The following is a 26,966-nucleotide window of genomic DNA, read 5'->3' on the forward strand; positions in this document are numbered from 1 at the left end:
TATGAACTTTATTCGCGAAAGTTTAGTTTATATACATTCTTGGATTGTATACCTATCAGGTAATTGCATCAATATGTTGCAGTTCATGTGGCTAGGTGTTCGGATTAGGATAGGATTAAGGAAACATAGCAATGAATTTGGATAAATTGATCACCGAACTCGTCAAGAATATTTCTAAGCCGATTTTGGTTAAAATGTATGACGTCGGCTCTGCTCAGTATAAGAAATCATTAGTTACCCTAGAGCTGGCATTCAATAAATACTTAAAGAGTTCTTATGCTCGATACTCAAAAATCAAAACTCTTTTATACCGTGATCGGCCAGTCGCTCTAAGAGAACATTACGTATCTTCGGATTTCCAGCTAAGTAAGGAAAAAATTTCTGGAAACGCTATCCTTCAAAAGTTCATAGCATCAAAGAGAAACATTGTGGTAGGGACTGCTGGCTCAGGCAAGTCTGTACTAATGCGCCGATTGTTTCTTGATTTGGTTGAAAACCAACTTGGAATTGCTCCAGTCTTAGTTGAGCTTAGATTGGTTGAGTCTCTTGATGATGAAATTACTATCCAAAGTTACATCCATAAATCGATCACTGAATTGGATGAGAATCTTTCCTCTGAGCAACTTCATTATGCGTTAAAGCAAGGGAAGATAATGTTGTTGTTGGATGGATTTGACGAAATAGACTTCTCAAGTAGGGAGGTTTACGAGAAAGAAATTTTAGAGATATCTCGAAAGTATCCGGACACTAACATTGTGGTTTCGAGTCGCCCCGATGAGTGCTTTTCCTCTTGGGAGCAGTTTCATGTTTATCGTGCTCTTCCATTGAGCAAAGAGCAAGCCACTGATTTGATTAGTCGCATAGACTATGACACTACAGTTAAGAATAAATTTATTCAAGAGTTGGCTTCTGGTCTATATGACCGTCATGAGGATTTTTTGTCTAATCCGCTGTTATTGACCATGATGCTTTTAACTTATGAGCAGCTTGCGGAAATCCCCGAAAAAATACATATTTTTTATGAGCAAGCCTTTGATACGCTGTTTCATAAACATGACGCGTTGAAATCGTTGTATAAGCGCAAGTCATACACGGGGCTGCCCATAGATGATTTTAAACGATTGTTCGCAGCATTTTGCATACTCACCTACTCTGATAGGAAAATAAGTTTCACTTTTCATGAGCTGCTTAACTATATAGATCAAGCCATTGCGCTTGAGTCAGTGAAAACTGAATCTCAAAAGTTTTTCAACGACCTTGTCAAATCTGTTTGTATAATTCAAAAAGATGGTAACGTATACACCTTTACTCACAGATCTTTTCAAGAATATTTTTCTGCGTACTTCATTTCAAGGTCACAATCTATCGATTTTTCAAGTGTTTTGGACTCAATGGTTCAAGAATATTTCAGGGACTATGTCATTGAAATGCTATTTGAACTTAATCGAGAACAGATTGAAATGAATTGGGTCTTGCCAAAGCTTAATGAGTTAATTCCGCGGTGTAAGTCAGCTGATGCTCAGGGGGGAACAGTTCAGATTTTGAATATATTCTATGACGCCCTAACAGCCCATGATGACGGAATCGCTCTTCAGTTCTCAGAGCGCAAACGAGAAGGTTATTTTTCGTCTTTGTTAGCAAGGATTTATCGTGAGCAAGTAAAAACAGTTTTTGGCGAGAATGAACTGACGGAAGAGGAACGGGAAGCTAATGGGAAAAGAGAAACTGCTTTACTAGCACAACATTGCCGACTTGAAAATGATAGGACCGTTGCGTTGTCAGACCTTCCAGATGACTCGGGTTGGTTAGAAGAAACCGGGATTCCTATTTATTGCAGAAGGAAACTCAAATTTCTTCAACTACTTCAAAATGAGTTGGATACAAAGTATACAATTAAGGGGAAAAGCCTAAAAGCGTTGTTGAACAAGAAGCCAAGATCCGGATAGAAGTATAATTGCATAACAAAGCGGTGTTAAAAAAGCAATAAGGTCAGTTTTACTGAAACTTATGTTAATTTTATAAAACTCTGACGGCACTTATAAGCTAATCGCTCACATAATCTCATCAACCGGCATTTTGCTCTTTGTCATTCCAGTACTGTTTAAGTGCTAAAATTTCCTCTTTGATACTGAAAAAGGCATCCACTAACGCCGGGCAAAAATGGCTGCCGCTTTGTTCACGGATAAAGGCAAAGGCTTCATCGTCAGGCCAGGCTTTTTTGTAAGGGCGCACCATGGTCAGGGCGTCAAAAACATCGGCAATAGCGACAATCAAGGCTGACTGGGGTATCTCGTCCCCGCGTAATCCATCGGGATAGCCGCTGCCGTCCCACTTTTCGTGGTGACGTAGGGCGATCTCAGCGGCCATCTGAAATAACGGTGTGTCGCTTTTACTTAAGATTTGATGACCGATAACAGAATGAGTGCGCATGATAGTCATTTCTTCATCGGTGAGGCGGCGCGGTGCTTTTAAAATTTCATCGGCGATACCTATTTTTCCGGTGTCGTGCATTGGCGCTGCCAGTTCCAGTAGTTTTACGTCGTCAACATGCCAGTTCACTTTTTTTGCCAGGGCGCAGGCGTAGGCCGCCATTCGCCAGATATGTAAACCGGTATCATTGTCATTAAAATGTCCAGCTTTGCTGAGCATAAAGATGGCACTTTTCTGGCTGGCTTCCAGCTCGGCTGTTTTGGCTTCCACCAATTCCTGGGCGGCTCTGTATTGATCCGCCAGTTGCAGATGTGTTTTCACTCTGATTTGTACAATGGAGGGCACCACCGGTTTAGAAATGTAATCTACAGCGCCTAACGCAATACCTCTTTCTTCATTGATGGTATCGGACAGCGCAGTCACAAAAATGATAGGAATGTGTGCAGTATCCGAATGCGCTTTGAGGCGTTTACAGACTTCGAAACCATCCATTTTGGGCATCATGACATCAAGTAAAATCAGGTTAGGGGTAAATCGATGCGCGATTTTTAGCGCGGTTTCACCGTTGGTGGCCACTTTTAGAGCATATTCGTTGCCCAGTATATTGCTGAGTACATCGATATTTTGTTGATGATCATCCACGATCAAAATGGTTTGTTTGGGGAATTCCGTTGTCATAATTCACCTTCGGCACTTTTGGCAAGCGCTGTTAATTCTGGCCGTAAATTTGCCACCAGTTTGGCGGCGTCTTCATATTGGTATTTGTTGGTCAGTGTTTTGATATGGGCCAGCGTGTTGTTGATCCTGGGTTCATTGACCAATCGAATTATTTGCTCCAGCAATGCGCCGGATTGGGTATCGTAACTTTCCAGCAGCGCCTGAAGGGTATTCAGGTGTTTTGTAAGGTTTTCAAATTGTCCTTTATCGATATCTGTTGTTAAGGGTTTTACAGCTGACACTGATGCTAATTTTGCTGACGGAGCTTGCAATAACCAGTGCTTTAATGTGGCTTTAAGATCCGCATAGGCGATAGGTTTACTTAAGTGCGCGTTCATACCCGCCTGTAGGCACATTTGTTTGTCGTTTTCCATCACATTGGCTGTCAGGGCGATAACAGGCAGGTTGCGGCAATGTTCGCCCGCTTCACCCTGGCGGATCCTTTCTGTGGTTTCAAAGCCATCCATAAGCGGCATCTGGCAATCCATCAGGATCATATCCACCTTGTCTCCTGACTGGCTCAGCAGGTCTAAAGCCAGTTGACCACTTTCCGCCAGAATGGATTTTGCGCCGATCAGGTCCAACAGTCCTTTTGCCACCTGTTGATTTATGATGTCATCTTCCACTAATAGCACGGTGAAATGTTCAAACTGCGTTTTTCGGCTTTCCGTAATTTGCTGTTGATTCTGACCTGTTTCCCTGTCTAAAGCACCACAAAGGCAGGCGATAACCTCGTTTAAGCTATAAGGTTTTTCCAGGCTGCTGTAGTTTTCAGGTAGTCCGAAGTCTGTGGTATTGACCGCACTGGCAACCGGGCTGACAACCACGGGTCTGACCTGTTCAGGTATGGGCCACAGCGATTTTAATGACTGTTTAAAGCCGACATCAACAAATAGAAAGTCCGGCGGTTGGGCCGGTTGTTGCGTCAGGATTTGCACTGCGTCGGCGATATCCTGGCTACAGGTGACATTGAGTCCCAGTTTTTCCAGGATTTTGCGCAATATTGCCCTGTCTGTGTTATCCGGGGCTAGAATGAGTGCGCGTTTGCCGGATGCGATAGGTTTTAGAAGGTCAGTTTCACGATAGTCAGTGGGTAGTGGCAGGCTTAATTTGACACTGAACTGGCTGCCTTTGCCTGGCTCACTGGACACTGACACTTTGCCCTGCATTAGTCGGCATAGTCGTTGCGCAATTGATAAGCCCAATCCTGTACCGCCGTGGGTTCGGGTAGTTGTACCATCCAGTTGGGTAAAGGATTTAAACAGCAAATGTTGCTGGTCTGGTGGAATACCTGGCCCGGTATCGATTATTTTGCAGGTAATGTGATTGTGCCCGGCGATGATGTCTGAACTCAGGATTATCTGGATCTCGCCTTGTTCCGTGAACTTAATGGCATTATTTACCAGGTTATCAATGATCTGGCGAAACCTGAGGGCATCACCGATCACTAAAGTGCCCTTTAATTCTGTGGTGTCGCAATGTAATTCAAGGTTTTTTTCAGCCGCTACTTTACTGTGAATAAGGGCTATTTCTTCAACCAGAGTGCGAATATCAAACTCGTGAGTTTCCAGAGCAATTTTACCGGCCTCTATTTTGGAAAAATCCAGAATGTCGTTGATTACTGCAAGCAACGAATGGACACTGGATTGTGCCAGAGTCAGGTATTTATTTTGTTCGTTGTTGAGAGTGGATTTCAGGGTCAGGGAAATCATCCCTAAAATGCCATTGAGTGGTGTGCGAAGCTCGTGGCTCATATTGGCAAGAAATTTCGACTTAGCTTCGTTGGCCTGCTCGGCTTTATGTGTTGCCACTTCCAGCGCCTGTGTTCGATCCAGGACCTGTTGTTCCAGCTTTTCAGCAAATTGCTCTAACTCTTTATTGAGGGCATACAACTGCAGGCTCTTTTCTTCCAGCAGCTTTTCTGCTTCTTTGCGGGCGTTTTTCTCTCGGGTCAACCGCCTCTGCAATCGGCTCTCAAGAGTTGGCTGGTTTGATGAGCTCATTAATTTGTCGTTAAATTGGCTTGCGTATCCTTAATTAATAGCGGATTTTTGCTAAAACGTCCCGGCTTTTTTGCCTGTTTACGACTTAAGTTTAAGGGCGGCCTGTGCACTTTACTTCGTCGGGAGTCAGGCCCGGCTGTGGCTAAAACTCAGTACGTTATCGATATCTGAATGCGCCTGAATGAGCATCAACAAACGATCCAGACCCAATGCCACACCGGCACAGTCTGGCAACCCGGAGTTAAGCGCGGCAAGAAAATGTGAGTCAGTTTTTGCGGCATCTATTCCCATCTCCAGGCGCTCCTGATTGTCCTGTGCAAAACGTTTTTCTTGCTCATCTGCCGACTGCAACTCATGGAAGCCATTGGCTAACTCAATGCCTTTGTAATAGAGTTCAAAGCGCTCGGCTACCCGGGGATCCTGGCCTGATATTTGTGCCAGCGCTGCTTGTGATGCCGGGAAGTGATAAATAAAACAGGGGCTGGTTTGGCCAATTTGCGGCTCAATCAGGTGACTGAACAGCAACTGCAACTGGGTATCGCGAGATGTCATGCTGTCTGCAAAGTTCTCATAGCCCTGTTCGATGCACAACTCCCTGAGTTGTTCATCTGAGTCCGACAGTGGGTCAAACCCCAGATAGTGCTGAAATGCCTGTTGATAGGAAAGTTGCTCAAATTCATCGCAAGCCAATATGGGTTGCAATAAATCCTGCATTTCCCGCATCAATTGCCAATGATCAAAACCCACCCGGTACCATTCCAGCATGGTAAATTCGGGGTTGTGAAAGCGGCCTTGCTCTTCGTTTCTGAAGGCTTTACAAATCTGATAAATACAACCACTACCAGCGCACAAAAGGCGTTTCATGGCATATTCTGGCGAGGTTTGCAGGTACAGAGTACGTGCTTGCTGCGACCCTGGTTGATGCAGTTGTGTGGTAAAGTTCACCAGATGTGGGTCCGTAACACCGGCGGAGGCCATCAGCGGTGTTTCCACTTCCAGCACCTTGCGTTCGGCAAAAAAAGCACGGATATCTGCAAGTAACTTAGCTCGTGCCTGTAAGGTGGCTAAGTCCGCGCCAGGTTTCCAGTTCATGGGGTATTACTCAGTAATAACTAACAAAAAAGCCCACTGATAACTATCAGTGGGCTTTGTAAATAAACAAATCGCTTATTTTTGTACGCGGTTTACATATTCACCGGTACGGGTGTCTACTTTGATCACTTCGCCGGTTTGTACAAACAGAGGTACACGTACCACCGCGCCGGTGCTCAGTGTCGCTGGTTTACCGCCGGTGCCCGCTGTATCGCCTTTCAGACCTGGATCGGTTTCAGTGATTTCCAGTTCAACAAAATTGGGGGGCGTAACGGCAATCGGTGAGCCATTCCACAAGGTAAGTGTGCAAACGTCATTTTCGACTAACCACTTAACTGAATCTCCCACGGCTTTTTGGTCTGCTGCCAGCTGTTCAAAGCTTTCATTATTCATGAAGTGCCAAAATTCACCATCGCTGTACAGGTAGGCCAGATCGTGATCCATAACATCCGCGCCTTCAACCGACTCACCGGAGCGAAAGGTTTTTTCCAGTACTTTGCCGGAGATCAGTTTGCGAATTTTTACGCGGTTAAAGGCCTGTCCCTTACCTGGTTTTACAAATTCATTCTCTAAAATGTTGCAAGGTTCGCCGTCGAGCATTATTTTTAGGCCCGATTTGAATTCATTCGTGCTGTAATTAGCCATAAATTCCTCTCAAATTCTTTTAATTTATATTGGGTAGCACATAATTGGCGCAGATAATACCGGAAAAACTTGTCACTGTAGAGAGTCACTGGCAAAAAGAATTAGCCACTGCTTATAAATCCCCGCAAGCCCTGTTGCAGGACCTGGCGCTGGACCCGAAAACCTATGCCGACGATATTCGTGCGCGTAGCCTGTTCCCCATGATGGTGCCCAAAGCGTTTGTTTCCAGAATGCAGCCCGGAAATCCTCATGATCCCTTGCTGCGGCAGGTGTTTCCGCTGGCCGAAGAGTTTACCAGTCAAGCAGGGTATTCCGCAGATCCACTGCAGGAGCAGGACAATCAACAGCCCGGCTTGTTGCATAAATACCAAAGCCGGGTGTTGCTGGTGGTTAAAGGTGGGTGTGCCGTAAATTGTCGATATTGCTTCCGTCGCCATTTCCCCTATCAGGACAATGCCCTGAGTAAACAAGATTGGTTGCCGGTGTTTGACTATATTGCCTCTGATACGGCTATTAATGAGGTTATCCTGTCCGGGGGCGATCCTCTGATGGCCACGGATGCCTTTTTATTGTGGATGACACAACAAATTGAGGCCATTGCTCATATAAAAACGTTGCGCATTCATACCCGTTTACCGGTGGTGATCCCCAATCGTATCAATAGCGAATTTTTGCGGTGGTTTACGCAGAGCCGGTTAACACCGGTCATGGTGGTACACATAAATCACGGCCAGGAAATCGATTCGCCGCTGAAACAAAAATTACTGACACTGCGACAAGCAGGGGTTACTTTGTTAAATCAGGCGGTGTTGCTAAAAAGCGTCAACGATAGTGCCGATGCACTGATCCATCTGCATGAAACTCTGTTTGATGCCGGGGTGTTACCTTATTACCTGCACATGCTGGACAAGGTTGAAGGGGCCAGTCATTTTGAGGTTTCTGATGACCAGGCGCGGGCCATTATGGCCGAGGTGATAAAGCGCCAGCCAGGGTATCTGGTTCCCAAGCTCGTCCGGGAGATTGGTGGCCAGCCTGGCAAAACGCCTATGGATTTACGGCTTCATCCGTAATGGACATTAAGCGAAAGTATTGATGTTTCCGCCTTTTGCCACATCACCTGATGGGCCACTCGGTACGCCAGCGGCTGAGTCCAGCAGCTGAAGTGTCTGCGCGCCCTCTGCTTCTTGCTGGTTTTTAGACAGCTGCAAGCCCTTGAGTTCTAACGATGACACACCGGAGTTTCCAGAATTTCCTGAAATTTCCATACCAAAGTTCCTAAAGTTGTGACGCCGCAGCTACCGTTGAGGGGTAATCGTTGGTATGCCTTGTCGTCGGATTAAAAAGCAGGCAGAATTGCCCGCCTTCGTTTGGTTATCGGCTAAGGCTGATATTCCTTTAGGTATTTTTTCAAAAAAATAGGGATGCTCGGGTGGACGCAGTATTAGACAAATTAAATGAAAATCTCCAGGTGTTATATCGCAAAGCGTTGGACGCAGATAAAGCCTTAGATCAGCTGAGCGGGCAAGGTAAGGCAAAGCACAAAGCCATATTCCCGGCTGAAGCAGGATTTACCACTAGCAGCGAAAGATTTGCTCCTTACATCGCAGAGCTGAGTGAGGACATTGCAGCACTGCAGCAAGTCGCTGACGAAGAAGAGCGCAACCAGACGTTATCGGCAGTGGTAAAGAAAATGGAGGCGTTGTTTGTAACTTTGGCGCAATTTAAAGGTGTTTTGGCCGAATAATTACGTTCGTAGCAATTAATTGTTGTTGGGTCGCTTGTTTTTTAGGCAAAAAATACCATAATTATCTGTGAGGGGTAGTTACAGGTAAAACGCGTTGTTATGGAAATTTCCACTACAACCAACATTTTAAACGCTGGTTTTCGTCGCACTGCGACCGCCAGTGATTTACTGAATACCGATACATTTGGTATCGGCAATGCCGCGCGTGTGCCTTCCATCAATACTTCGCAAACCACCTCATTAAACGCGGGGTTTCAGCAAGACAACAATAGCAATTTGCCGGTGAATGCATTTGGTATTGGCAGGGCCAATCGGCCTGAAGTGGAACTATCGCCGCAGGCTCGCATTTTGCAGCAAAATGAAGCCAATCAACAGGCACTCAGCGACCGGCTTGCCAAAGCCCGTGAAGAACAAGCCAACGATTCTCAACAGCAAGAACAGGATAGTGATAACGATAATTCAGGGTTCGTGCGTGTTGCCAGTAGTGAAGGTAGTGCGCAAAAGAACAACATTCCCGCTGAAAAAGCGGCTGAAGTGTATCGTTCTATTCAGAGTTTGTTGTAAGCAGACATAAAAAACGGGAGCTAAACTCCCGTTTTTCGGTACTTGTACTTGCTTAGTGGTTACTGGCCAGTAGTTCTTGTTTAAATTCCTTTCTGAACCAGTCTTTAAGCATGGTCTTTTCATATTTTAGCGAGTCATTGCTGGTGGTTCGACTGACATTACTCATGAATGACATATCCTTCAACTCCTCAGTGCCCGACTTTAAAATGGTGCCGTCGGCATCAACCAGCTGATAGCTGAAATCCATTCGTGGAATTTCAATGGACTTGATCAGTCGATACTCGCGGGCACCGGGCCAAACGCGTCCGGCTAAATCAAGGTCCGTTACTTTCATGGTTAGTTTTTGCCCTGCCGGCAGATCACTTGCCAAATCGTCCAAATATTCATGCAGATTTTCCATAGTCCGGTCTCTGAACCGGGAAGCGATGCCACCAGAAGGCTTAACGTCTGTAAACTCTTTTGGGTTCACCCAGGTGACAGTGAGGCGTTCTGATTCGTCAACACGGTCGACACTTTCCTGTTCTTCTGCAAGCATCGACGCACTAAAACAAAAGGTAGATATTAAAACGGCCAGCGTTAATTTTTTCATCTGTACTCTCCTGATTGACTTTGTGCCCTGTTGTTAATCTGAGTGGATATGGCAGCACAATACCTTATCTTTAGAACGATTGTCCGGCCACTCCTATTCCCTCATTGAATAAGAACGAGGTAATCACTAAAACATCACAACACGCTTTAATTATAGTTCAGTGTGTCCCCGAAAGGGGTAAATATATGTAATCAGAGTGTAAAGCTTTGACTATTTATTATACGTGGGAATATAGCGCTGATAGCCTGGGTCATTAAACAGTGGCGAGGTGATCACCAAATCAGCTGTGGCCTCACTGCAGGCAACGGGCACATTCCAAACAGAACACAATCTCAGCAATGCTTTGACGTCTGGATCATGTGGAGCCGGGTTGAGCGGATCCCAAAAGAAAATTAACAGATCTAATTGCTGCTCCGCGATGAGCGCGCCAATCTGTTGATCGCCACCAAGTGGCCCGCTTTTAAACCGGGTGACTGGTAATTTCAGTTGCTCGGATACCAGACCACCGGTGGTACCTGTACCCACCAATTTGTGAACGGCCAGCGCTTCACGGTGTTTTTGCGCCCATTTCAGTAAATCCGGTTTTTTGTGGTCATGGGCCACCAGAGCAATGGTTTTAGGGGACGTTTCTGGGTTCATTTTAACCTCATTCTGCATTAGCTGACGGATACTGATTAGCGGCGACACGATTGCGGCCGGCAGTTTTGGCACTATACAGGGCCTTATCCGCAAGCTCTATTAAGCGGATTTTGGAATTACTGACCGTCGGCACTACACAGCAGGTACCGGCACTCAGGGTCATCCTGATGCTGCTGTCACCGGTGTTAAGCGGTGTACTCTCCAGGGCCGTTCTGGTCTGTTCCGCCAGCTCGGCGGTTTGCGCCTCGTTTTTACCCTGTACCAGGATGGCAAATTCCTCACCGCCATACCGGTACAGCTGCGCCTGATACTGTTCGGTGATGGGGGAAATGGTTTTAACAAAATGCACCAGGCACTGGTCTCCGGTAGGGTGACCAAAGTCGTCGTTGATGCTCTTAAAATGATCAATATCCAGCATCAGCAAACTCAGCGGCTGTTGCGTTAAAATACAGCGCTGCCAGAGACTTTCAAAGTGCTCTGTAAAGCAGCGCCGGTTGTGGCTTTGTGTGAGGGGATCTGTGCGGTTGAGTTTGTGCAATTCTATCTGCTTTTCTGACAGGGCTTTTTCAATTCTGAAGGCCCGGGCATATTCACTGCGATAGCGTTTGCCGACAAACATCAGATATAACCAGAACATCAATACAATAATGCACAGTTGTAACTGTTCACCATTTATCGCCGTAGCGAAACAAACCGGCAGCAGCAAGATGGAAATATACCAGCGAGTCAGGTCAAATTTGGGGATCAGGCTTTGCACTGAGGCGCTGGCGATACCGGCAATCACCAGATTTACCAGTACCGAAAGTTCTTCATAGCGAGGCACCAGGTTCACCAGATAGAACAATGCTCCCCAGGTGGCAGCGTGAATTAAGGACAGACTCGTCAGCCAGAGATTCCAAGCCTTGTAATGGCTGTCATAATATTTGGCGGTTAGTCTGCCATGTATGAGTCTCAGCGCACAGACAATGGTGAACAGGGCACCAAACACGCTACTTTCGATTGGGTTCTGACGAAAAAAGCCGGTGGAAAGGAAGATTAGTGGCCAGGCGAACAGATACAGGTAAACACCCGGCAAGGCTCTATTGATAAAATCAAAATCAGCCCGGCGCTGGAAGTCCAGATTGAGTTTGTCTGCATCTGTTTCGGGCTTCATTGCCTTAATTATTCTTCCCCGGTTACTGCATAGCGTTGTTAATAGTAGACAGCAATTCCTGCTTGTTAAAGTCAGTAACCCGATTTAATACGGACTGCCTGTGCGTCATACCTCCGAGAATATAAAACGTAGTATCGTCCTGTAACAAGCCCCGGTGGTCCATAGTTGGTGCAGAATTATTAACAATTATCCAACGTTTTTGATCAATATGAAAGAACCAGATTTTATTGTCCGGTTCCGACGCTTCGCCGTTGTACCCAACGCCATTAAAATTGTAGGGATTTGCACTGCCTCCGATAAAGAGAATGCCGTCTCCAAAATCTGTGTTTACTCCACTTGCCGCCATGCGATAGCGTGCTGTGTGGGTTGGATGAGGAATGGTTTGCCAATCTATTTTGGCATAGTTGAGCGGATCAATGAGGCCAATATAACAGGCGGGTTCAGCCGCAAACGTGCGCCGCGCATTTTGGCGCGCCAGCACTTTAACGCCATCACAAACAACTATTCTGTTGTTAACAATGCCACCCGCGTGCCCGAAAACCGCAGCTCCCGGAAATGGCGAGCCCATTTGCCATGAATCTCGTTTGATATCGTATATCTGCACCAGATTGACATTGCCATCATTGTGCCAACCACTGATGAGATAAACGTAACGTTGTTGGTAAACGAGAGCCACGCTGTCATCTACCGGCACCGGCATGTTCTTCAGTTTGGTGTATTGATCAGTAAGCACGTTATAAGCGTAGTTATCGGCGCTGGATATTTCGCTGTGATCCGCGGCAACCGTGTAGCCACCAAACAGGTAGGCGATGCCATTAACTCCCACGGCGACGCTGGCTAATCTGCCTTGTAGCGGCAATGAGGCGGGTACCGCTGTACGTTGTTGCCAATATTGTTCGGTGAATTTAAAAGACCACACCTGGTTGTGTACATCCTGCCAGTCTTTACCTGCCCCCAGCCCCATAAAAGATATAAGCCAGCGTGCCTCATCATTCTGAACCAGCACAGTTGCGTTATTGCTAACCGGTTTTGGTAAGTCGGGAATTGTGGCGGCGAAGCTCTTAATATTGATCAGCAGTATGCTAAGCAATGTAATGCGGTATCCTGAAAACATAGAGACGCGATTTTTTGAGTGAGATATTCCCTACAGTAGCGCTATCTCAGTAGATTGTCTTCCCGCCAGTAAGGGAGGCTGCCCGGGTATAAACATATTCACTCATTAATCATATTTACAATTGTTGTTATAATAGTCGTTAAAACCCGTTAAAAACGGTGTCTATAGCAATAAATTATGGATAAAAACGAATTGTCATAAAAATTTAAAGTAAATAAAAATGCAAAAAAGTTGCATAAATATATTTTGTGTGGCACATTCTCTCTCAACAGAAGCTGACCCCGAATTTATTTGTTGTAGACCTAACATGAAAGCCTTTATGCAACGCCAATCTTGTTTCCTTCCTGCCATTACTCTGGTGGAATTGTTCACATTCCGACGATAGAGCACTGTGGTTGACTGATATTCAGCAGCCACTTTCTTTTTTTCACCTATTCTTAAAAATTTGACCAAGAGATCAGTATGATTAACGTATCCTTATTAGGAGCCAGTGGTTACACCGGAATGGAACTGGCGTTGTTGGTGGAGCAGCACCCGAGAATGCAGCTTCAGGGAATGTATGTATCTGAACATAGCCAGGATGCCGGAAAAGCCCTTTGGCAACTGGATAGCCGGTTTTATCAGGTGCCGTTTACCGATGATAAATTGACTTTAACCGCACTCAGTGATGCGGTACTGGATCAGGTTGCAGAACAAAGCGACCTGATTTTTTTAGCGACCCCCCACGAGTTTAGCCACGATATCAGCGCCAGATTAATGCAACAGGGTGCGAAACTGTTGGATTTATCTGGCGCATTCAGAATCAAAGATACTGCGGTTTTTTCTCAGTTTTATGGATTTGAGCACCAGCAAAATGCGCTGTTGCAACAGGCAGTTTATGGTTTAGCAGAATGGTACGCCGAAGACATTAAGCAGGCAGATCTGGTGGCGGTTCCCGGATGTTACCCAACGGCATCACTACTGGCGTTAAAGCCACTTCAGGCTGCCGGTTTAATTGACAATGCAGTGTTGCCTGTGATCAATGCGACGTCCGGAGTGAGTGGCGCAGGCAGAAAGGCCAGTATGACCAACAGTTTGTGTGAAGTCAGTTTGCAATCCTATGGTGTTTTATCGCATCGTCACCAACCCGAAATCAGTAGCTATTTGCACAACGATGTTATTTTCACCCCGCATCTGGGCAATTTTAAGCGCGGAATTTTGGCCACAATAACCCTGAAACTGCAGGCCAATGCCACTGAGTCTGCCATTCAGGACGCTTATCAGTCAGCCTACGGGCAGTCTGATATCGTGAAAATGCTACCGGTTTGGCCCAAGTTGGACCAGGTGGTTAATTCACCGAAATGTCACCTGCACTGGCAATATTCAGCGCAAAATCACTACATAGTGATCAGCAGCGCAATAGACAACCTGTTAAAGGGCGCCGCTTCTCAGGCGATGCAATGCGCCAATCTGATGCAGGGCTGGCCCGATTCACTTGGACTTACCCAGGGTAACTGAGGGCCGGAATATGAAAAACTTTCTTGTCGTTAAAGTAGGGGGCGCATTGCTGAATGACAATGTTGCCCTGCAATCTGTACTCAAGGTGTTGCGCAGACTACAGGAGCAGTTTGCTCCGGTGCTGGTACACGGCGGCGGCGATACTACGCAGGCACTGTTAGAGAAGCTGGCGTTTAACAGCGAAAAAGTGGATGGTGTACGCGTTACGCCAAAGACGCATTTACCTTATGTTGTGGGTGCCCTTGCCGGTACCGTCAATACCGAAATTTGTGCGGCGGCGAGCGTTTGTGATCTGAAGCCGGTGGGATTAACCCTGCTGGACGGAAACGCCTGCCAGGCCACACAAAAAAGTGTCGAACTGGGCGCTGTTGGAGACGTCATTCCGGGTGATCCTGCGCTGCTCAAATTGTTGTGCAGCCAAGGTTATTTGCCGGTCATTTCATCCATTGCCAGTGACGCACAAGGCAACTTACTAAATGTGAATGCCGATGACGCTGCCGCCACCATTGCCCAATTACTGGCGGCTGAGCTGGTGTTGTTGTCAGATGTACCGGGGGTACTGGATGCGGACAAGGTGCTGCTCAGCTCGCTGAATCGTCATAGTATTGCCGAACACTGTGCCAGCGGCGTAATTCAGGGCGGCATGGTGGTAAAAGTCAAATCGGCATTGGCCACCGCTAATCAGACCGGTAAGTCCGTGTTTATCAGTTCCTGGAAATCTCCGGAGCAACTACTGGCATTAACTCAGGGGGAGCCTTGTGGTACGCGTATTCAGCCTGACAACCCCGCACAATCCGTTTGAGCCACATTAAGAAAAAGGGCCGTTATCATGAAACAAGATTTATTAACCTTCACAAATTGGTCGAAAGACAACCTCAAGGCCTTGTTGGACTCCGCACTGGACATCAAGGCGCATCCTGAAAAATACGCAACAGCATTAGCGGGTAAATCCATTGTGGGCTTGTTCGAAAAGCCGTCGCTGAGAACGCGTGTGAGCTTTGATATTGGTATCAATAAACTGGGCGGGCATTTTCTATATCTGGATATGGAAAGTGGCAATTTGTCGGGCCGGGAGTCGGGCAAGGACATGGCGGGCAATCTGGGCTGTTGGGCCGATGCGATTGTGGCCCGCGTTTTCAAGCATAGTACTTTGCAGACCCTGTCTGAAAATACCCATGTTCCGGTGATCAACGCCCTGTGTGATCTTTATCATCCCTGCCAGGCATTGGCCGACTATTTGGCGTTAGCAGAAAAGTTCGATGACCTGCCCAGCGTGCACCTGGCCTATCTTGGGGATGGAAACAACGTGGCTCACTCACTGATGATAGTGGGCGCAATTTTGGGGGTTAATCTGACGATAGCCACACCGCTGGGTTATGAACCCGACAGCAGCATTGTGGATTGGTGCCAGAGTGCGGCGCAATCCAGTGGCAGTACCTTGACCCTGACTAATGATGTCAACAGTCTGAAAGACGTTGACGCACTGTACACTGACACCTGGATCTCCATGGGCGATAGCACTCCGCTGGAACAAATTAAGAATCAGTTCCAACCCTTTCAGCTCAATGAGACATTGATGAAACAATCCGGGGCGCAATGGGCAATGCATTGCCAACCCGCTCACCGGGATCTGGAAATCACCAGTCAGGTGGCTGACAGCGAACAATCTTTACTGCTGTTACAGGCAGAAAACCGTATGCATGCGCAAAACGCCATTTTGTTGTGGCTGTTAGCGAAAAACTAATTTTTGAGGAGATTTATTATGTCTGAGCACAATGTTAAAAAGGTCGTGTTGGCCTATTCCGGTGGACTGGATACGTCGGCCATCATCCCCTGGTTAAAAGAAAATTACGACTGTGAAGTCGTGGCCTTTGCTGCTGATGTGGGGCAGGGTGATGAAGAACTGACGGGCCTGCATGACAAGGCTATCGCATCCGGAGCCAGTGAATGCTACATCGTAGACTTAAAGGAAGAGTTTGTTAAAGATTATATCTTCCCGACACTGCAAACCGGTGCCGTTTACGAAGGTGAATACCTGTTAGGCACGTCGATGGCCAGACCGGTTATTGCCAAAGCACAGGTGGAGATCGCCAGAAAAGTGGGAGCAGACGCCCTGTGCCATGGTTGTACCGGTAAAGGCAATGACCAGGTGCGTTTTGAAGGGGCTTTCTCGGCCTTAGCGCCTGATCTGAAAGTGATTGCCCCATGGCGGGAATGGGATATGGTTTCGCGGGAAGACCTGCTGGATTATCTGGCTACCCGCAATATTGCCACGACGGCTTCTGCCACTAAGATTTACAGTCGCGACGCCAATGCCTGGCATATTTCGCATGAGGGGGGAGAGTTAGAGAACCCCTGGAATGAGCCCAGCAAGCAGGTCTGGACTATGACGGTAGATCCGGAAGACGCGCCGGATGCACCGGAAACTGTGCATCTGAGTTTTGAACAGGGTATGCTGACCAAGGTAAATAACGAGGCGTTGTCGCCGTTATCCGCCCTGGTGAAACTGAATCAGATTGGGGCCGCTCATGGTGTTGGCCGGATTGATATCGTAGAAAATCGCCTGGTGGGTATGAAATCCAGAGGGTGTTATGAAACGCCGGGTGGTACTTTAATTTACAAAGCTTACAAGGCTATTGAAAGCCTGGTGCTGGACAAACACTCGCTGAAACACAGAGAAAGTCTGGGGCTGGAGTTTTCTCACGTGTTGTATGACGGTCGCTGGTTTACGCCGCTGTGTCAGTCACTGCTTGCCGGTGCTAAAGTATTTGCAGAGCAAATCAGCGGTGAAGTGGTGATCAAGCTATACAAAGGCAGCGCCACTGTGATTCAAAAAGCATCAGTGAACAGTCTGTATTCTGAAGATTTTGCGACCTTTGGTGCCGATGACGTTTATGATCAAAAGCACGCTGAGGGCTTTATCCGCCTGTACAGTTTGGCGAGCAGAATCAAAGCCATGCAAGACAAGCAAAAAGGTTAATTGAGAGGCATATTATGGCGTTATGGGGCGGAAGGTTTACACAGCAACCCAGTGAATTGTTTAAGAAGTTCAATGATTCTTTACCCGTGGACTATCGTCTGGTTGAGCAGGATATACAGGGTTCCATTTGTTGGTCGAAAGCGTTGCAGCAGGTGGGGGTATTAACCGATCTTGAGCAACAAAAATTGCAAAATGCCTTGCAGGCTTTGGCTGTCGAAGTCCAGCAAGATCCGCAGCAAATCCTGCAGTCTGATGCTGAAGATATCCATAGCTGGGTGGAGCAAAAGCTGATTGCCACTGTTGGTGATTTGGGCAAAAAGCTGCATACCGGCCGTAGCCGAAACGATCAGGTGGCTACGGATCTGAAACTCTGGTGTAAGGCCAAAGGGGAAGAGTTGTCACTGGCATTAGTCAGCTTTCAACAGGCACTCATGGATTTGGCGCAGCGAGAAAAGGCCACGGTATTACCCGGCTATACCCACCTGCAGCGGGCGCAACCGGTTACTTTTGGTCACTGGTGCCTGGCTTATGTGGAAATGTTTGACCGCGACATCGGCCGCCTGAATGACGCCCTGTACCGCGCCGACACCTCCCCATTGGGGTCCGGTGCGCTGGCGGGTACGGCTTACCCGATAGACCGCCATGCCTTAGCATCAGATTTAGGTTTCCGCAGACCCACGCTAAACAGTCTGGATGCGGTTTCCGACAGAGATCACGTGATTGAACTGATGTCCTGTGCCAGCATCAGTATGATGCACATGTCCCGGTTTGCAGAAGATCTGATTTTCTACAACAGTGGCGAAGCCGGATTTGTAGAATTAAGTGATCAGGTAACCTCGGGTTCGTCTCTGATGCCACAAAAGAAAAACCCGGACGCCCTGGAGTTGATTCGTGGTAAAACCGGGCGGGTCTGTGGTTCGCTAACAGCGATGCTGACCACCATGAAGGCACTACCTTTGGCTTACAACAAAGATATGCAGGAAGACAAAGAAGGCTTGTTCGATGCGATGGACACCTGGCAAATTTGCCTGCAGATGGGGGTATTGGTAGCCGAAGGTATTAAAGTCAACAGTGCTGCTACCCTGGCTGCTGCCCAGCAAGGTTACGCCAACGCCACTGAGCTGGCGGATTACCTGGTAAGCAAAGAAATTCCTTTCCGGGAGGCGCATCACATAGTCGGAGAAGTGGTACTCAAAGCTATTTCAGAAGGCAAGGCGTTAGAGGATTTTACCCTGTCGGAACTACAGGCTTATTCATCGGAAATCGGGCAGGATGTGTATCAATACTTAACCATAGAGTCCTGTCTTGATAAACGGCAGGTGCTGGGTGGTACCTCCCGGGAGCAGGTGGAGCTGGCGCTGGACTCGTCCCGGCGCGATCTGGCGGAGATATTCCCCAGTCAGGTAACCGGTAGTCCGTCGGAGCCACAAATACAAATCGCCTTGCGCCACGTGCAACAGCGTCTTAATGCGCAAAAAGCCGCGGCTTTGAGTGTCAGACAGGCGAAAATGACCGACGTCGACGCGATTGATGCCATAGTGCGTTTCTGGTCTGCAAAAGGTGAAACGCTGCCCAGAAGCCGTGACAATATCGTGCATGATATCCAAAATTTTGTCGTCGCAGAACTGGATGGCAAGGTGATAGGGTGCGCCTGCCTTTATATCTACCAAACCGGGTTAGCAGAAATCCGCTCTGTTGGTGTACAGCATGATGTGCAGGGTAAAGGACAGGGCAAAGCCATGATCCAGTACTTGCTGGAACAGGCGCGCCACATTGAGCTTAAGCGGGTGATTGTTCTGACCAGGGTACCGGAGTTTTTTGGCAAATTAGGCTTTGTTAAAACCGACATGAATGGCCTGCCAGAAAAAGTCATCAAGGATTGTGATATTTGTCCCAAAAAACAAGCTTGTGATGAAGTTGCCATGGAATATCTGGTCGGGTTACCGGCGCCGGGTCAACTGGATGCTAATTTGATTGTCAAAGCCTTGGTGGGCTAAAAAAAGTACCGACATCTGGCCGCAAGTCTAATACTTAGGTTTAACTTTAAGGTATTCTTCTTGCGGCTTTTTTAATTGTCTTATAGTGTTAAGGAGAAGTTAATTCACATTTACTGCAATCAATTTCTGAAACGTATCTGTAAAAGGCGGCAAAGGAATGGATTGATAAGTTGCCAGGAAAGACATTCTGCCTATGAAAATGTCGCAAAAGTTAGTTATTGCTTTTGTTTCGGCAGTGGTATTGCCCACTGTCATCATCAGTATATTGATGGTACAACACGGCAAGCGACAGGCAATTGAAAATTTTACCCTGTCCAATGAGCGCGAAGTTCGCCAAATCAATAATGGTTTAACCATACTACTGCAAAAAATTGCAGAGAGTGTCGATTATGTTGCCGGTCTCGAGCTGGTTCGTTCGGCCCATTCCGGGTTAACCAGCTACCGCACCTCCACCTCAGCGACCATGATGCGCCCGCTTTCCGGCAGCGCTACCGAGCGCGACCTGTTTATCCTGTTCGAAGATTTTGCCGACAGCCACCCCGATCTAACCTACATCTATATGGGAAATCAGGCCGGTGGTTATGTTTCATGGCCACAGGAGGCCATTTCCCGACAATATGATCCGCGCATCCGGCCCTGGTATCAAACCGCGTTGTCAGCCAATGGTGAAACGGTAAGAACCGATGCCTATTACTGGAAAATTGGCGATAAAGTTATTATCAGTACCGTCAAAGCACTGTATCAGGATGATGGCAGCCTGACAGGAGTGTTGGGCATGGACTTGTCGATGCAAAACCTGACCCAGCGCATAGCGCAAATTAAATTGGGTAAATCCGGTTTTGTGATGTTAGTGGAAGACAATGGCACGGTATTGGTGGACCCCAATATGCCGGGGAACAACTTTAAACACATTGATACCATTTACGGGGGTAATTTTGCGCCTGTTTTTGCCATGCAATCGGGGAATTCAGCGGTAAATATTGATGGTGTGAATTATTTTGCATCTGTCTATAAATCGCCACAGTTGGGTTGGAAGTTTATTGGTGTCAGTCGCGAGGACGAAATCTTGCAGGAGGTCAGTGACCTGCTGGAAATGAACGTTATCGTTGCTATTTCACTGTTGCTGCTGTTTGTGGCACTGGCGGTGGTGTTGTCCAGAGTGATCAATAGCCAGATAGAAGAGCATCAACAACTGTTAATTACTGAAAAGGAACGGGCTGAATCGGCAGTAAAGGCCAAGGGCGATTTTTTAGCCAACATGAGCCACGAGATACGCACTCCCATGAATGGCGTTATCGGTATGCTGGGCTTGTTAATGGACACCAAGTTGCAACCCCAACAAAGCCGCTATCTGCGGCTGGCGCAATCCAGTGCCGAATCGTTACTGGCTTTGATAAATGACATTCTGGATTTTTCTAAAGTGGAAGCCGGTAAGATTGAACTGGAAGAGATTGATTTTGATGTGCGTTCACTGTTTGACGATGCTATCGAAAGCCTGGCTCAAAGAGCGGAGGAAAAGGGGCTTGAACTGATTATCGATGAAGTGGATCTGGAGCGCAGTTGGGCAAAAGGCGATCCGGGGCGAATTCGTCAGGTGGTCAACAACCTGGTGGGCAATGCGATTAAGTTTACTGCCCAGGGGGAAATTGTCGTTACCATCAGCCTGGATAAGCGTCTGCCAGATAACTGGCGGTTGCGCTGTATCGTCACTGATACCGGTATCGGCATTCCGGATGATAAACTGCCTCACCTGTTTAGTTCGTTTACCCAGGTGGATAGCTCAACCACCCGAAAATACGGCGGTACCGGATTAGGCCTGGCAATTTGCAAACAACTCTGTGCTGTCATGCAGGGTGAAATCTGGGTTAAGAGCCAGTTTGGCAAAGGCAGTACGTTTGGTTTTGACATTCAGTTGTTGCCAGGTAAGCAAATTGAAGTGCCGCGCTCTAAGGCATCTATTCGCGGTAAACAGGTCCTGATTGTTGACGATAACACCACCAATCGCGAAGTGCTCAACAAACAACTGAGCAAATGGGGCGCGCAGGTGGCCGAAGCCGCAGACGGTGTCAGCGCATTAAAATTACTGCGCCGCAATCCGGAGTTTGATGTGGCTATTCTGGATATGCAAATGCCGGGAATGGACGGGGCGTCACTGGGCAAAATGATGCAGGAAGACGCTATCGTCAGACGCATTCCCATGATCATGATGACTTCCATTGGTTCCGCCAAAGAACCCAGTTTTTTCGCTCAGATCGGCTTCAAAGGCTATTTTACCAAGCCGGTGACCTGCTCTGATTTGTACGACGCTTTAGTGGTGGTGTTAGACGGCGGCTCTAATTTTCCTGCCAGCGCCATGGTTACCAAAGAACAACTGAAACAGCTCAAGCCGCATTTAAAGGAAAACAAATGCCGTCTGCTGCTGGTGGAAGACAATGTCATCAATCAGGAAGTGGCCAAAGGTATGTTGACGGGATTGGGCTACGAAGTGATTGTGGCGGAAAATGGCGTTCAAGCCGTGCAGCGTCTGGCAAATGACTCTGACGCCAGTGGTCCGCCCATTTCTGCGGTTCTGATGGATTGCCAAATGCCGCAAATGGATGGTTACGAAGCCACCCGGGCAATTCGCAACGGCGCTCAGGGCATTGAGAAAACCTCCATACCAATCATAGCCATGACTGCTAACGCCATGAAAGGGGACCGCGAGAAGTGTATCAATGCCGGTATGGATGATTACCTGTCGAAGCCTGTCTCAGCCGATGAGTTGCGTGCTAAACTGGATATGTGGTTGGGCGTGGAAGACCGCACCGACGGGATTGAAGAAGTAAATATCGAACCGGATGTGCCACTAAAACACACTGTCGATTTTGACGATGGTGAGAAAGTCTGGGATAAACAAGGTTTTATGGAGCGAATTGGCAACAGTGAAACCCTGGCTACCCGCCTGATAGGCCTGTTTCGCAGTTCCATGCCTCAGGAGATGGCATTGTTTGGTGAATATATCGAACAACACAAATATCTGGAGTTGGGCAAACTGGCTCACAAAGTTAAAGGTTCCAGTGGTAGCCTCGGGGCTGTGAAAGTGGCGCGGGTTGCTGAACAGATAGAAAACGCGGCGAAAACCGAAGATGCCGCTAAGATCACGGCATTGTATCAACAGTTTACAGGCCACGTAGAAGACTTTATCGCCGTGTTGCCATAAGGTCTTCGCGCGGCCTTGCGTCTGCCTATAAGCTGACGCGTTTGTAAGGGCGATACTCGGCGTGCCAGAAGAACTTATCGATGCGGGACAGTATGACTTCATCGCTTACCGGTAGCGCCAGTTCCTGCTCCTGAGCTTTTTTGGCCACCGCAAATGCGATTTTCCTGCTTACCGATTGTACCTGTCTCAGCGGCGGCAGCAATTCACCTTCACCGGTGGTTGCCAGTGGCGAGCATTCCGCCAGGGTGGAGCTGGCAGTGAGTAACATTTCGTCGGTGATGCGGCTGGCTTTACTGGCCAGTACGCCCAGTCCGATGCCCGGGAAAATGTAACTGTTGTTACACTGTGGAATAGTGAACTTTTTACCTTCAAACTCAACCGGTAAAAATGGACTGCCGGTGGCAACAATGGCGCGTCCTTCGGTCCAGCGAATCACATCCGCAGGGTGTGCTTCTACCTGGCGTGACGGGTTGCTCAGCGGAAAGATAATAGGTCGTTCCACATGAGTAGCCATTGCCTTAATCACTTCTTCAGTAAACAGACCTCCTACGCCGGAAACCCCAATCAAGACTGTGGGTTTGGCATTGTTGATCACTTCCAGCAACGACGGATATTCACCCGCAAATTGCCATTTAGCAAGGGCACTGCTGTCCTGCGCCAGGCATTGTTGAAAATCTCGCAGATTTGGGGTTTTGTCGGTCACCAGACCATACCTGTCTACCATAAAAATTTGACTGCGGGCCTGCTCCGGGTCAATACCTTCAGCGGTCATCTGCTGAATGATTTGTTCCGCGATACCACAGCCAGCCGACCCGGCGCCCACAAACACCACGTTCAGATCTTTGAGTTGTGTATCGATAGCTCCGGTGGCACACATGAGCGTGCCAACAGTGACCGAGGCGGTACCCTGAATATCGTCGTTAAAACAACAAAATTTATCGCGGTAACGCTGCAGGATTGGGGTGGCATTATGCTGAGCAAAGTCTTCAAACTGAATCATCACACCGGGCCAGCGTTTTTCTACGGCGTTCATGAATAATTCAATAAACTCATCATATTCAGACTGACTGATTCTGGGGTGACGACAACCCATGTACATGGGATCTTCCAACAGTTTTTTGTTGTTGGTGCCTACGTCCAGCATAATTGGCATGGTATAGGCCGGGCTGATACCACCACAGGCGGTGTACAGGGACAACTTACCGATGGGGATGCCCATGCCGCCAATGCCCTGATCGCCCAGACCCAGAATGCGCTCACCGTCGGTTACCACAATGACTTTTACATTGCGTTTGGTGGCGTTGCGCAAGATGTCGTCGATATCATGCCGGTCAGCGTAAGACAAAAACAGGCCGCGAGATTTGCGATAAATATCAGAGAACTGTTCACAGGCATCACCCACCGTTGGGGTATAGATGATGGGCATCATCTCATCAATGTGTTCCTGGATCAGTCGGTAGTACAGGGTTTCGTTATTGTCCTGTATGGCTCGCAGATAAATGTGTTTGTTAATGGGTTCGGCGAAACTGGAGTATTGCGCCCAGCAGCGCTCCAGTTGTTCTTCAATGGTTTCATAACGGGGCGGTAATAAACCTGCCAGGTTAAAGGCAACTCGTTCCTCATGACTAAACGCACTGCCTTTATTCAGTAATGGCGTTTCCAATAAAGCAGGACCGGCATAGGGAATGTAAAGTGGATCGTTGTTATCTTGCTGCATAGTTTTAAATGTAGGGTCAATGTTGTTGAAAGTATAACGGTAAATCGGTCAGAGTTGAGCGCAATTATGCTGGTAGGACGAGCCTGTTGCTGTGCCTACCGGCAAAATTGTGGTTAAAAAATCTCATCTTCCAATGACGGCGTTTGTTGCTCATCAGAAGTCTGATCGACAATTTCGTGTTCGGCCACCCACTCTGTGGGCTCAGTGCCGGCAATAAAATACTCAAATCGCGACGTGTGATCGGTTCGGCTGGTCAACTTACCGGTGGTCCGGTCGATGCGCACCGAAACGATATTTTCCGGTATGGTACTGCTGACTTCTGGTACATCCTGTAAGGCTTTTTCCATAAATCTGATCCAGGCTGGTTGCGCTGCCTTGGCGCCATCTTCGCCGCCCTGCATCGCATTGCCGATAATCGTGGTGTTGTGAGGATTATTGCGGATCAGGTAAGGATATGCGGCAGTTCTGCCCAATGAGCGACTGGCATCGTCAAAGCCCACCCAGGTGGTCGCCACCAGGTCAGGATTAAAGCCACTAAACCAGGTATCTTTAGAGTCATTTGTCGTACCGGTTTTGCCGGCGAGATCTTTGCGCCGTATCAAAGAGTTAGCGCGCCATCCAGTGCCACGCCAATAGGTTTTGTTTTTGACGCTGCCACTGCCGGTAATCGCGGTGCGCAACATCTCGGAAACTAAAAAGGTATTCTGGCCTGAAACCACCTGTTCAGCTTGCGGTGGCAATGGGCTGAGTACCGTTTCATTGTTAGGCGCATCGCCGGGAATCGGCGTGCTAATTTGCGCCGTCAGTCCTTCCGTTTCGGCACATACCGGACATGCTGTTGCGGGATTAGCCTGCCATACATATTCGCCGTACTGCCCTTCAATGCGCTCAATAAAATGGGGTTCAACCGCGTAGCCGCCATTGGCGATAGTGGCAAAACCATTGGCTACCTCCAGGGGCGTGATTGACGCAGATCCCAAAGAAAGTGATTCGTCGCGGGGAAGATCTTCCATCTGAAAGCCGAATTTACGCATGTGATTTCGCACATTATCAATCCCTACGGCGCGCAACAGGCGCACTGCCACAACGTTTTTCGATTTACCCAGGGCGATGCGCATCCGGATGGGGCCGTCGTATACGGCCGGCGAGTTGGCCGGTCGCCATGCTCTGCCGGAACTGCGATCCCACTGGTTAATGGGGGCATCATTGATAATCGACGCAATCGTAAAACCATGGTCCAGTGCGGCGGAGTACAAAAAGGGTTTTATGTTAGAGCCTACCTGACGTTTCGCCTGAGTTGCCCTGTTAAACTGACTCTGATAAAAACTGTAGCCGCCCACCAATGCCCTGACCGCACCGTTGTTGGGGTCTAATGCAATCAGCGCACTACTGGCTTCCGGAAATTGTGACAATTGCCAACGTTGATCTTCGTTGCGTTGCCGAATCCAAATCAGCGCGCCTTCCTGCACGATATCCGCCGCGGTTTCTGGTGGTGTACCCTGCCGGCTATCGGTAATGTATGGTCTTGCCCAGGCCAGACCGTCCCATTCAATGCGACGGTAAGCGCCGGATTTGTCAATGACAGCAATTGCCTGTTCGAAAATGTCAGTCACCACAGCCGGTACCAATGGCCCGAAGGTGGAAAACCCGGCAAGGTGCCTGGCTATTTGTTGCTCAGACCAGCCCATGTCGGGGACAAAACTGGCTTTATCCGGATCATTTGCTGCGGGCGTTTTGCGCCAAAGCTGCGTTATCGCGCCGCGATAGCCATGGCGTTCATCATAGTCGTGCAGGTTTTGTCGCAGGGCGTCAATGGCAGCACTTTGCATAGCAAAACTTGCGGTGGCGTAGACCTTATAACCACCGGTTTCAGCTTCTTCTTTGCCGTACAGATTGGTCATTTCGTTGTAGATGACATTGGCCAGATACGGCGCATCCAGTTCGATTTCGGCGCCGTGCAGTTTGGCCGTAACCGGTTCAAGTGCGGCAAATTCGTATTGCTCTCTGGATATAAAGTTCTCATTGAGCATTCTGCCCAGCACTACCTTACGGCGGTTTACCGAGCGTTCCGGGCGGCTGATGGGATTCATGGTGGAAGGCGCTTTGGGTAACCCTGCCAAAGTGGCAATTTGCGCCAGGCTCAACTCGTTGAGTTCCTTGCCGTAGTAAACCTGAGCGGCGGCGCCAAAGCCAAAGGCACGGTGTCCGAGCTCTACTTTATTGATATACAGCGACAGGATTTCGTCTTTGGAAAGTACCCGTTCAATATGCCAGGCAATGAAAATCTCTTTCAATTTGCGCACAAAGGTCTTATCCCGTGTCAAAAAGAAACCCCGGGCTAACTGCATGGTTAAAGTACTACCGCCCTGACTTAATTGTCCGGTAATCATCAGATTAAACGCCGCCCGCATGATCCCGATGGGGTCTATGCCAGGGTGCTCGTAAAAGCGGCTGTCTTCGGTAGCTAAAATTGCGTCGATGAGTTGCTGTGGCACCTCATCCAGGGTGACAGGAATACGCCGCTTTACACCATACTGAGAAATCAGCCTGCCATCACGGGTAAATATCTGCATGGGGGTTTGCAGTTTGACATCTTTCAGCACTTCCACACTGGGCAGATCGGCACGGATATAAAAATACACGCCAGCGATAGCAACAACCGCCAGAATCGATCCCAGAGCAAAGAGGCTGATGACGTATTTAAAAAATTTACTCACGTTTAGGCGTTATCCCGCGTCGTTGTGTAACTGGCAATTCCAGTGTCAATCAAGAGGCTTAATTACAAGCCCGACATTTTATCCTAAAACGAGGGGTTATTGAAACTGCCCCGGTAATAGTGTTGTAAGTAATCATGAGCGTCAGTTCACAATTATCTGACCATCAAAT

General features: G+C 48.1%; 21 protein-coding genes. 10 read left to right on the forward strand and 11 right to left on the reverse strand.

From position 1 onward, the window contains the following. The first annotated feature begins 131 nt into the window (after positions 1 to 131). Complete coding sequence (locus tag AC0J20_RS09340; protein WP_473021467.1) at positions 132 to 1,946, forward strand: NACHT domain-containing protein; 1,815 nt, start codon at positions 132 to 134, stop codon at positions 1,944 to 1,946. Between the two features lie 118 nt (positions 1,947 to 2,064). On the opposite strand, the gene AC0J20_RS09345 is transcribed toward AC0J20_RS09340, so the two are convergent. From AC0J20_RS09345 to efp, 4 genes are all read right to left on the reverse strand, one after another. Then, positions 2,065 to 3,108, reverse strand: a complete 1,044-nt coding sequence (locus AC0J20_RS09345; protein ID WP_473021468.1) for a response regulator — start codon at positions 3,106 to 3,108, stop codon at positions 2,065 to 2,067. Then, positions 3,105 to 5,102, reverse strand: a complete 1,998-nt coding sequence (locus tag AC0J20_RS09350; protein WP_473021469.1) for an ATP-binding protein — start codon at positions 5,100 to 5,102, stop codon at positions 3,105 to 3,107. Before AC0J20_RS09350 ends, AC0J20_RS09345 begins: the two co-directional genes overlap by 4 nt. Before the next feature lie 174 nt (positions 5,103 to 5,276). Continuing rightward, on the reverse strand, positions 5,277 to 6,242 hold the full coding sequence (gene epmA / locus AC0J20_RS09355) for an elongation factor P--(R)-beta-lysine ligase (RefSeq protein WP_229530851.1): 966 nt from the start codon (positions 6,240 to 6,242) through the stop codon (positions 5,277 to 5,279). 75 nt (positions 6,243 to 6,317) lie between these two features. Continuing rightward, positions 6,318 to 6,887 (reverse strand): elongation factor P, encoded by a 570-nt coding sequence (efp, locus tag AC0J20_RS09360; RefSeq protein WP_229530852.1) that lies wholly within the window; start codon positions 6,885 to 6,887, stop codon positions 6,318 to 6,320. Between the two features lie 44 nt (positions 6,888 to 6,931). On the opposite strand from efp, the gene epmB reads away from it, so the two are divergent. After that, entirely contained in the window at positions 6,932 to 7,957 is a 1,026-nt protein-coding gene (gene epmB / locus AC0J20_RS09365) for an EF-P beta-lysylation protein EpmB (protein ID WP_473021470.1), read from the forward strand. A gap of 6 nt (positions 7,958 to 7,963) precedes the next feature. On the opposite strand, the gene AC0J20_RS09370 is transcribed toward epmB, so the two are convergent. Then, positions 7,964 to 8,152 (reverse strand): hypothetical protein, encoded by a 189-nt coding sequence (locus tag AC0J20_RS09370; RefSeq protein ID WP_229530854.1) that lies wholly within the window; start codon positions 8,150 to 8,152, stop codon positions 7,964 to 7,966. 164 nt (positions 8,153 to 8,316) lie between these two features. Between AC0J20_RS09370 and priC the strand changes: the two genes are divergently transcribed. Beyond that, positions 8,317 to 8,631: a primosomal replication protein PriC gene (gene priC, locus AC0J20_RS09375; protein WP_473021471.1), complete on the forward strand. Its 315-nt coding sequence runs from the start codon at positions 8,317 to 8,319 to the stop codon at positions 8,629 to 8,631. Positions 8,632 to 8,730: 99 nt separating this feature from the next. After that, on the forward strand, positions 8,731 to 9,195 hold the full coding sequence (locus tag AC0J20_RS09380) for a hypothetical protein (RefSeq protein WP_229530856.1): 465 nt from the start codon (positions 8,731 to 8,733) through the stop codon (positions 9,193 to 9,195). Positions 9,196 to 9,247: 52 nt separating this feature from the next. On the opposite strand, the gene AC0J20_RS09385 is transcribed toward AC0J20_RS09380, so the two are convergent. The 4 genes from AC0J20_RS09385 to AC0J20_RS09400 form a co-directional block, all read right to left on the reverse strand. Continuing rightward, complete coding sequence (locus tag AC0J20_RS09385; RefSeq protein ID WP_229530857.1) at positions 9,248 to 9,784, reverse strand: DUF3016 domain-containing protein; 537 nt, start codon at positions 9,782 to 9,784, stop codon at positions 9,248 to 9,250. Positions 9,785 to 9,994: 210 nt separating this feature from the next. Then, on the reverse strand, positions 9,995 to 10,423 hold the full coding sequence (locus tag AC0J20_RS09390; RefSeq protein WP_473021472.1) for a methylglyoxal synthase: 429 nt from the start codon (positions 10,421 to 10,423) through the stop codon (positions 9,995 to 9,997). A 7-nt stretch (positions 10,424 to 10,430) separates the two neighbouring features. Then, positions 10,431 to 11,576 carry a GGDEF domain-containing protein gene (locus AC0J20_RS09395; protein WP_473021473.1) on the reverse strand — a complete coding sequence of 382 codons (1,146 nt, stop codon included), beginning with the start codon at positions 11,574 to 11,576 and terminating at the stop codon, positions 10,431 to 10,433. Between the two features lie 22 nt (positions 11,577 to 11,598). Next, the gene (locus AC0J20_RS09400) at positions 11,599 to 12,666 is read right to left on the reverse strand and encodes a Kelch repeat-containing protein (protein WP_473021474.1); all 1,068 of its coding nucleotides are present in this window, start codon (positions 12,664 to 12,666) and stop codon (positions 11,599 to 11,601) included. A 486-nt stretch (positions 12,667 to 13,152) separates the two neighbouring features. Between AC0J20_RS09400 and argC the strand changes: the two genes are divergently transcribed. The 6 genes from argC to AC0J20_RS09430 all read left to right on the forward strand — a co-directional run bounded on the left by argC (position 13,153) and on the right by AC0J20_RS09430 (position 22,363). Next, positions 13,153 to 14,187 (forward strand): N-acetyl-gamma-glutamyl-phosphate reductase, encoded by a 1,035-nt coding sequence (gene argC, locus AC0J20_RS09405; RefSeq protein ID WP_473021475.1) that lies wholly within the window; start codon positions 13,153 to 13,155, stop codon positions 14,185 to 14,187. 10 nt (positions 14,188 to 14,197) lie between these two features. Further along, positions 14,198 to 14,989, forward strand: coding sequence for an acetylglutamate kinase (gene argB / locus AC0J20_RS09410; RefSeq protein ID WP_473021476.1), 792 nt, complete (start codon positions 14,198 to 14,200; stop codon positions 14,987 to 14,989). Between the two features lie 27 nt (positions 14,990 to 15,016). After that, on the forward strand, positions 15,017 to 15,931 hold the full coding sequence (locus tag AC0J20_RS09415) for an ornithine carbamoyltransferase (protein ID WP_473021477.1): 915 nt from the start codon (positions 15,017 to 15,019) through the stop codon (positions 15,929 to 15,931). 18 nt (positions 15,932 to 15,949) lie between these two features. After that, positions 15,950 to 17,167, forward strand: a complete 1,218-nt coding sequence (locus tag AC0J20_RS09420; protein WP_229530864.1) for an argininosuccinate synthase — start codon at positions 15,950 to 15,952, stop codon at positions 17,165 to 17,167. A gap of 14 nt (positions 17,168 to 17,181) precedes the next feature. Next, positions 17,182 to 19,164: an argininosuccinate lyase gene (gene argH / locus AC0J20_RS09425; protein ID WP_473021478.1), complete on the forward strand. Its 1,983-nt coding sequence runs from the start codon at positions 17,182 to 17,184 to the stop codon at positions 19,162 to 19,164. A gap of 193 nt (positions 19,165 to 19,357) precedes the next feature. Further along, entirely contained in the window at positions 19,358 to 22,363 is a 3,006-nt protein-coding gene (locus tag AC0J20_RS09430) for a response regulator (protein ID WP_473021479.1), read from the forward strand. Positions 22,364 to 22,388: 25 nt separating this feature from the next. Here AC0J20_RS09430 and AC0J20_RS09435 read toward each other — a convergent pair whose 3' ends face one another. Beyond that, the gene (locus AC0J20_RS09435) at positions 22,389 to 24,080 is read right to left on the reverse strand and encodes an NAD-dependent malic enzyme (protein WP_267498374.1); all 1,692 of its coding nucleotides are present in this window, start codon (positions 24,078 to 24,080) and stop codon (positions 22,389 to 22,391) included. Positions 24,081 to 24,193: 113 nt separating this feature from the next. Next, positions 24,194 to 26,797, reverse strand: coding sequence for a penicillin-binding protein 1A (locus tag AC0J20_RS09440; protein WP_473021480.1), 2,604 nt, complete (start codon positions 26,795 to 26,797; stop codon positions 24,194 to 24,196). Positions 26,798 to 26,966 lie beyond the last annotated feature (169 nt).

Source organism: Planctobacterium sp. R6, assembly GCF_055755215.1.

Coding starts and splice junctions, on each gene's coding strand:
- AC0J20_RS09340 (WP_473021467.1), top strand. CDS start 132: ATGAATTTGGATAAATTGATCACCGAACTCGTCAAGAATATTTCTAAG.
- AC0J20_RS09345 (WP_473021468.1), bottom strand. CDS start 3,108: ATGACAACGGAATTCCCCAAACAAACCATTTTGATCGTGGATGATCAT.
- epmA (WP_229530851.1), bottom strand. CDS start 6,242: ATGAACTGGAAACCTGGCGCGGACTTAGCCACCTTACAGGCACGAGCT.
- efp (WP_229530852.1), bottom strand. CDS start 6,887: ATGGCTAATTACAGCACGAATGAATTCAAATCGGGCCTAAAAATAATG.
- AC0J20_RS09370 (WP_229530854.1), bottom strand. CDS start 8,152: ATGGAAATTTCAGGAAATTCTGGAAACTCCGGTGTGTCATCGTTAGAA.
- AC0J20_RS09380 (WP_229530856.1), top strand. CDS start 8,731: ATGGAAATTTCCACTACAACCAACATTTTAAACGCTGGTTTTCGTCGC.
- AC0J20_RS09385 (WP_229530857.1), bottom strand. CDS start 9,784: ATGAAAAAATTAACGCTGGCCGTTTTAATATCTACCTTTTGTTTTAGT.
- AC0J20_RS09390 (WP_473021472.1), bottom strand. CDS start 10,423: ATGAACCCAGAAACGTCCCCTAAAACCATTGCTCTGGTGGCCCATGAC.
- AC0J20_RS09395 (WP_473021473.1), bottom strand. CDS start 11,576: ATGAAGCCCGAAACAGATGCAGACAAACTCAATCTGGACTTCCAGCGC.
- argC (WP_473021475.1), top strand. CDS start 13,153: ATGATTAACGTATCCTTATTAGGAGCCAGTGGTTACACCGGAATGGAA.
- argB (WP_473021476.1), top strand. CDS start 14,198: ATGAAAAACTTTCTTGTCGTTAAAGTAGGGGGCGCATTGCTGAATGAC.
- AC0J20_RS09415 (WP_473021477.1), top strand. CDS start 15,017: ATGAAACAAGATTTATTAACCTTCACAAATTGGTCGAAAGACAACCTC.
- AC0J20_RS09420 (WP_229530864.1), top strand. CDS start 15,950: ATGTCTGAGCACAATGTTAAAAAGGTCGTGTTGGCCTATTCCGGTGGA.
- argH (WP_473021478.1), top strand. CDS start 17,182: ATGGCGTTATGGGGCGGAAGGTTTACACAGCAACCCAGTGAATTGTTT.
- AC0J20_RS09430 (WP_473021479.1), top strand. CDS start 19,358: ATGAAAATGTCGCAAAAGTTAGTTATTGCTTTTGTTTCGGCAGTGGTA.
- AC0J20_RS09435 (WP_267498374.1), bottom strand. CDS start 24,080: ATGCAGCAAGATAACAACGATCCACTTTACATTCCCTATGCCGGTCCT.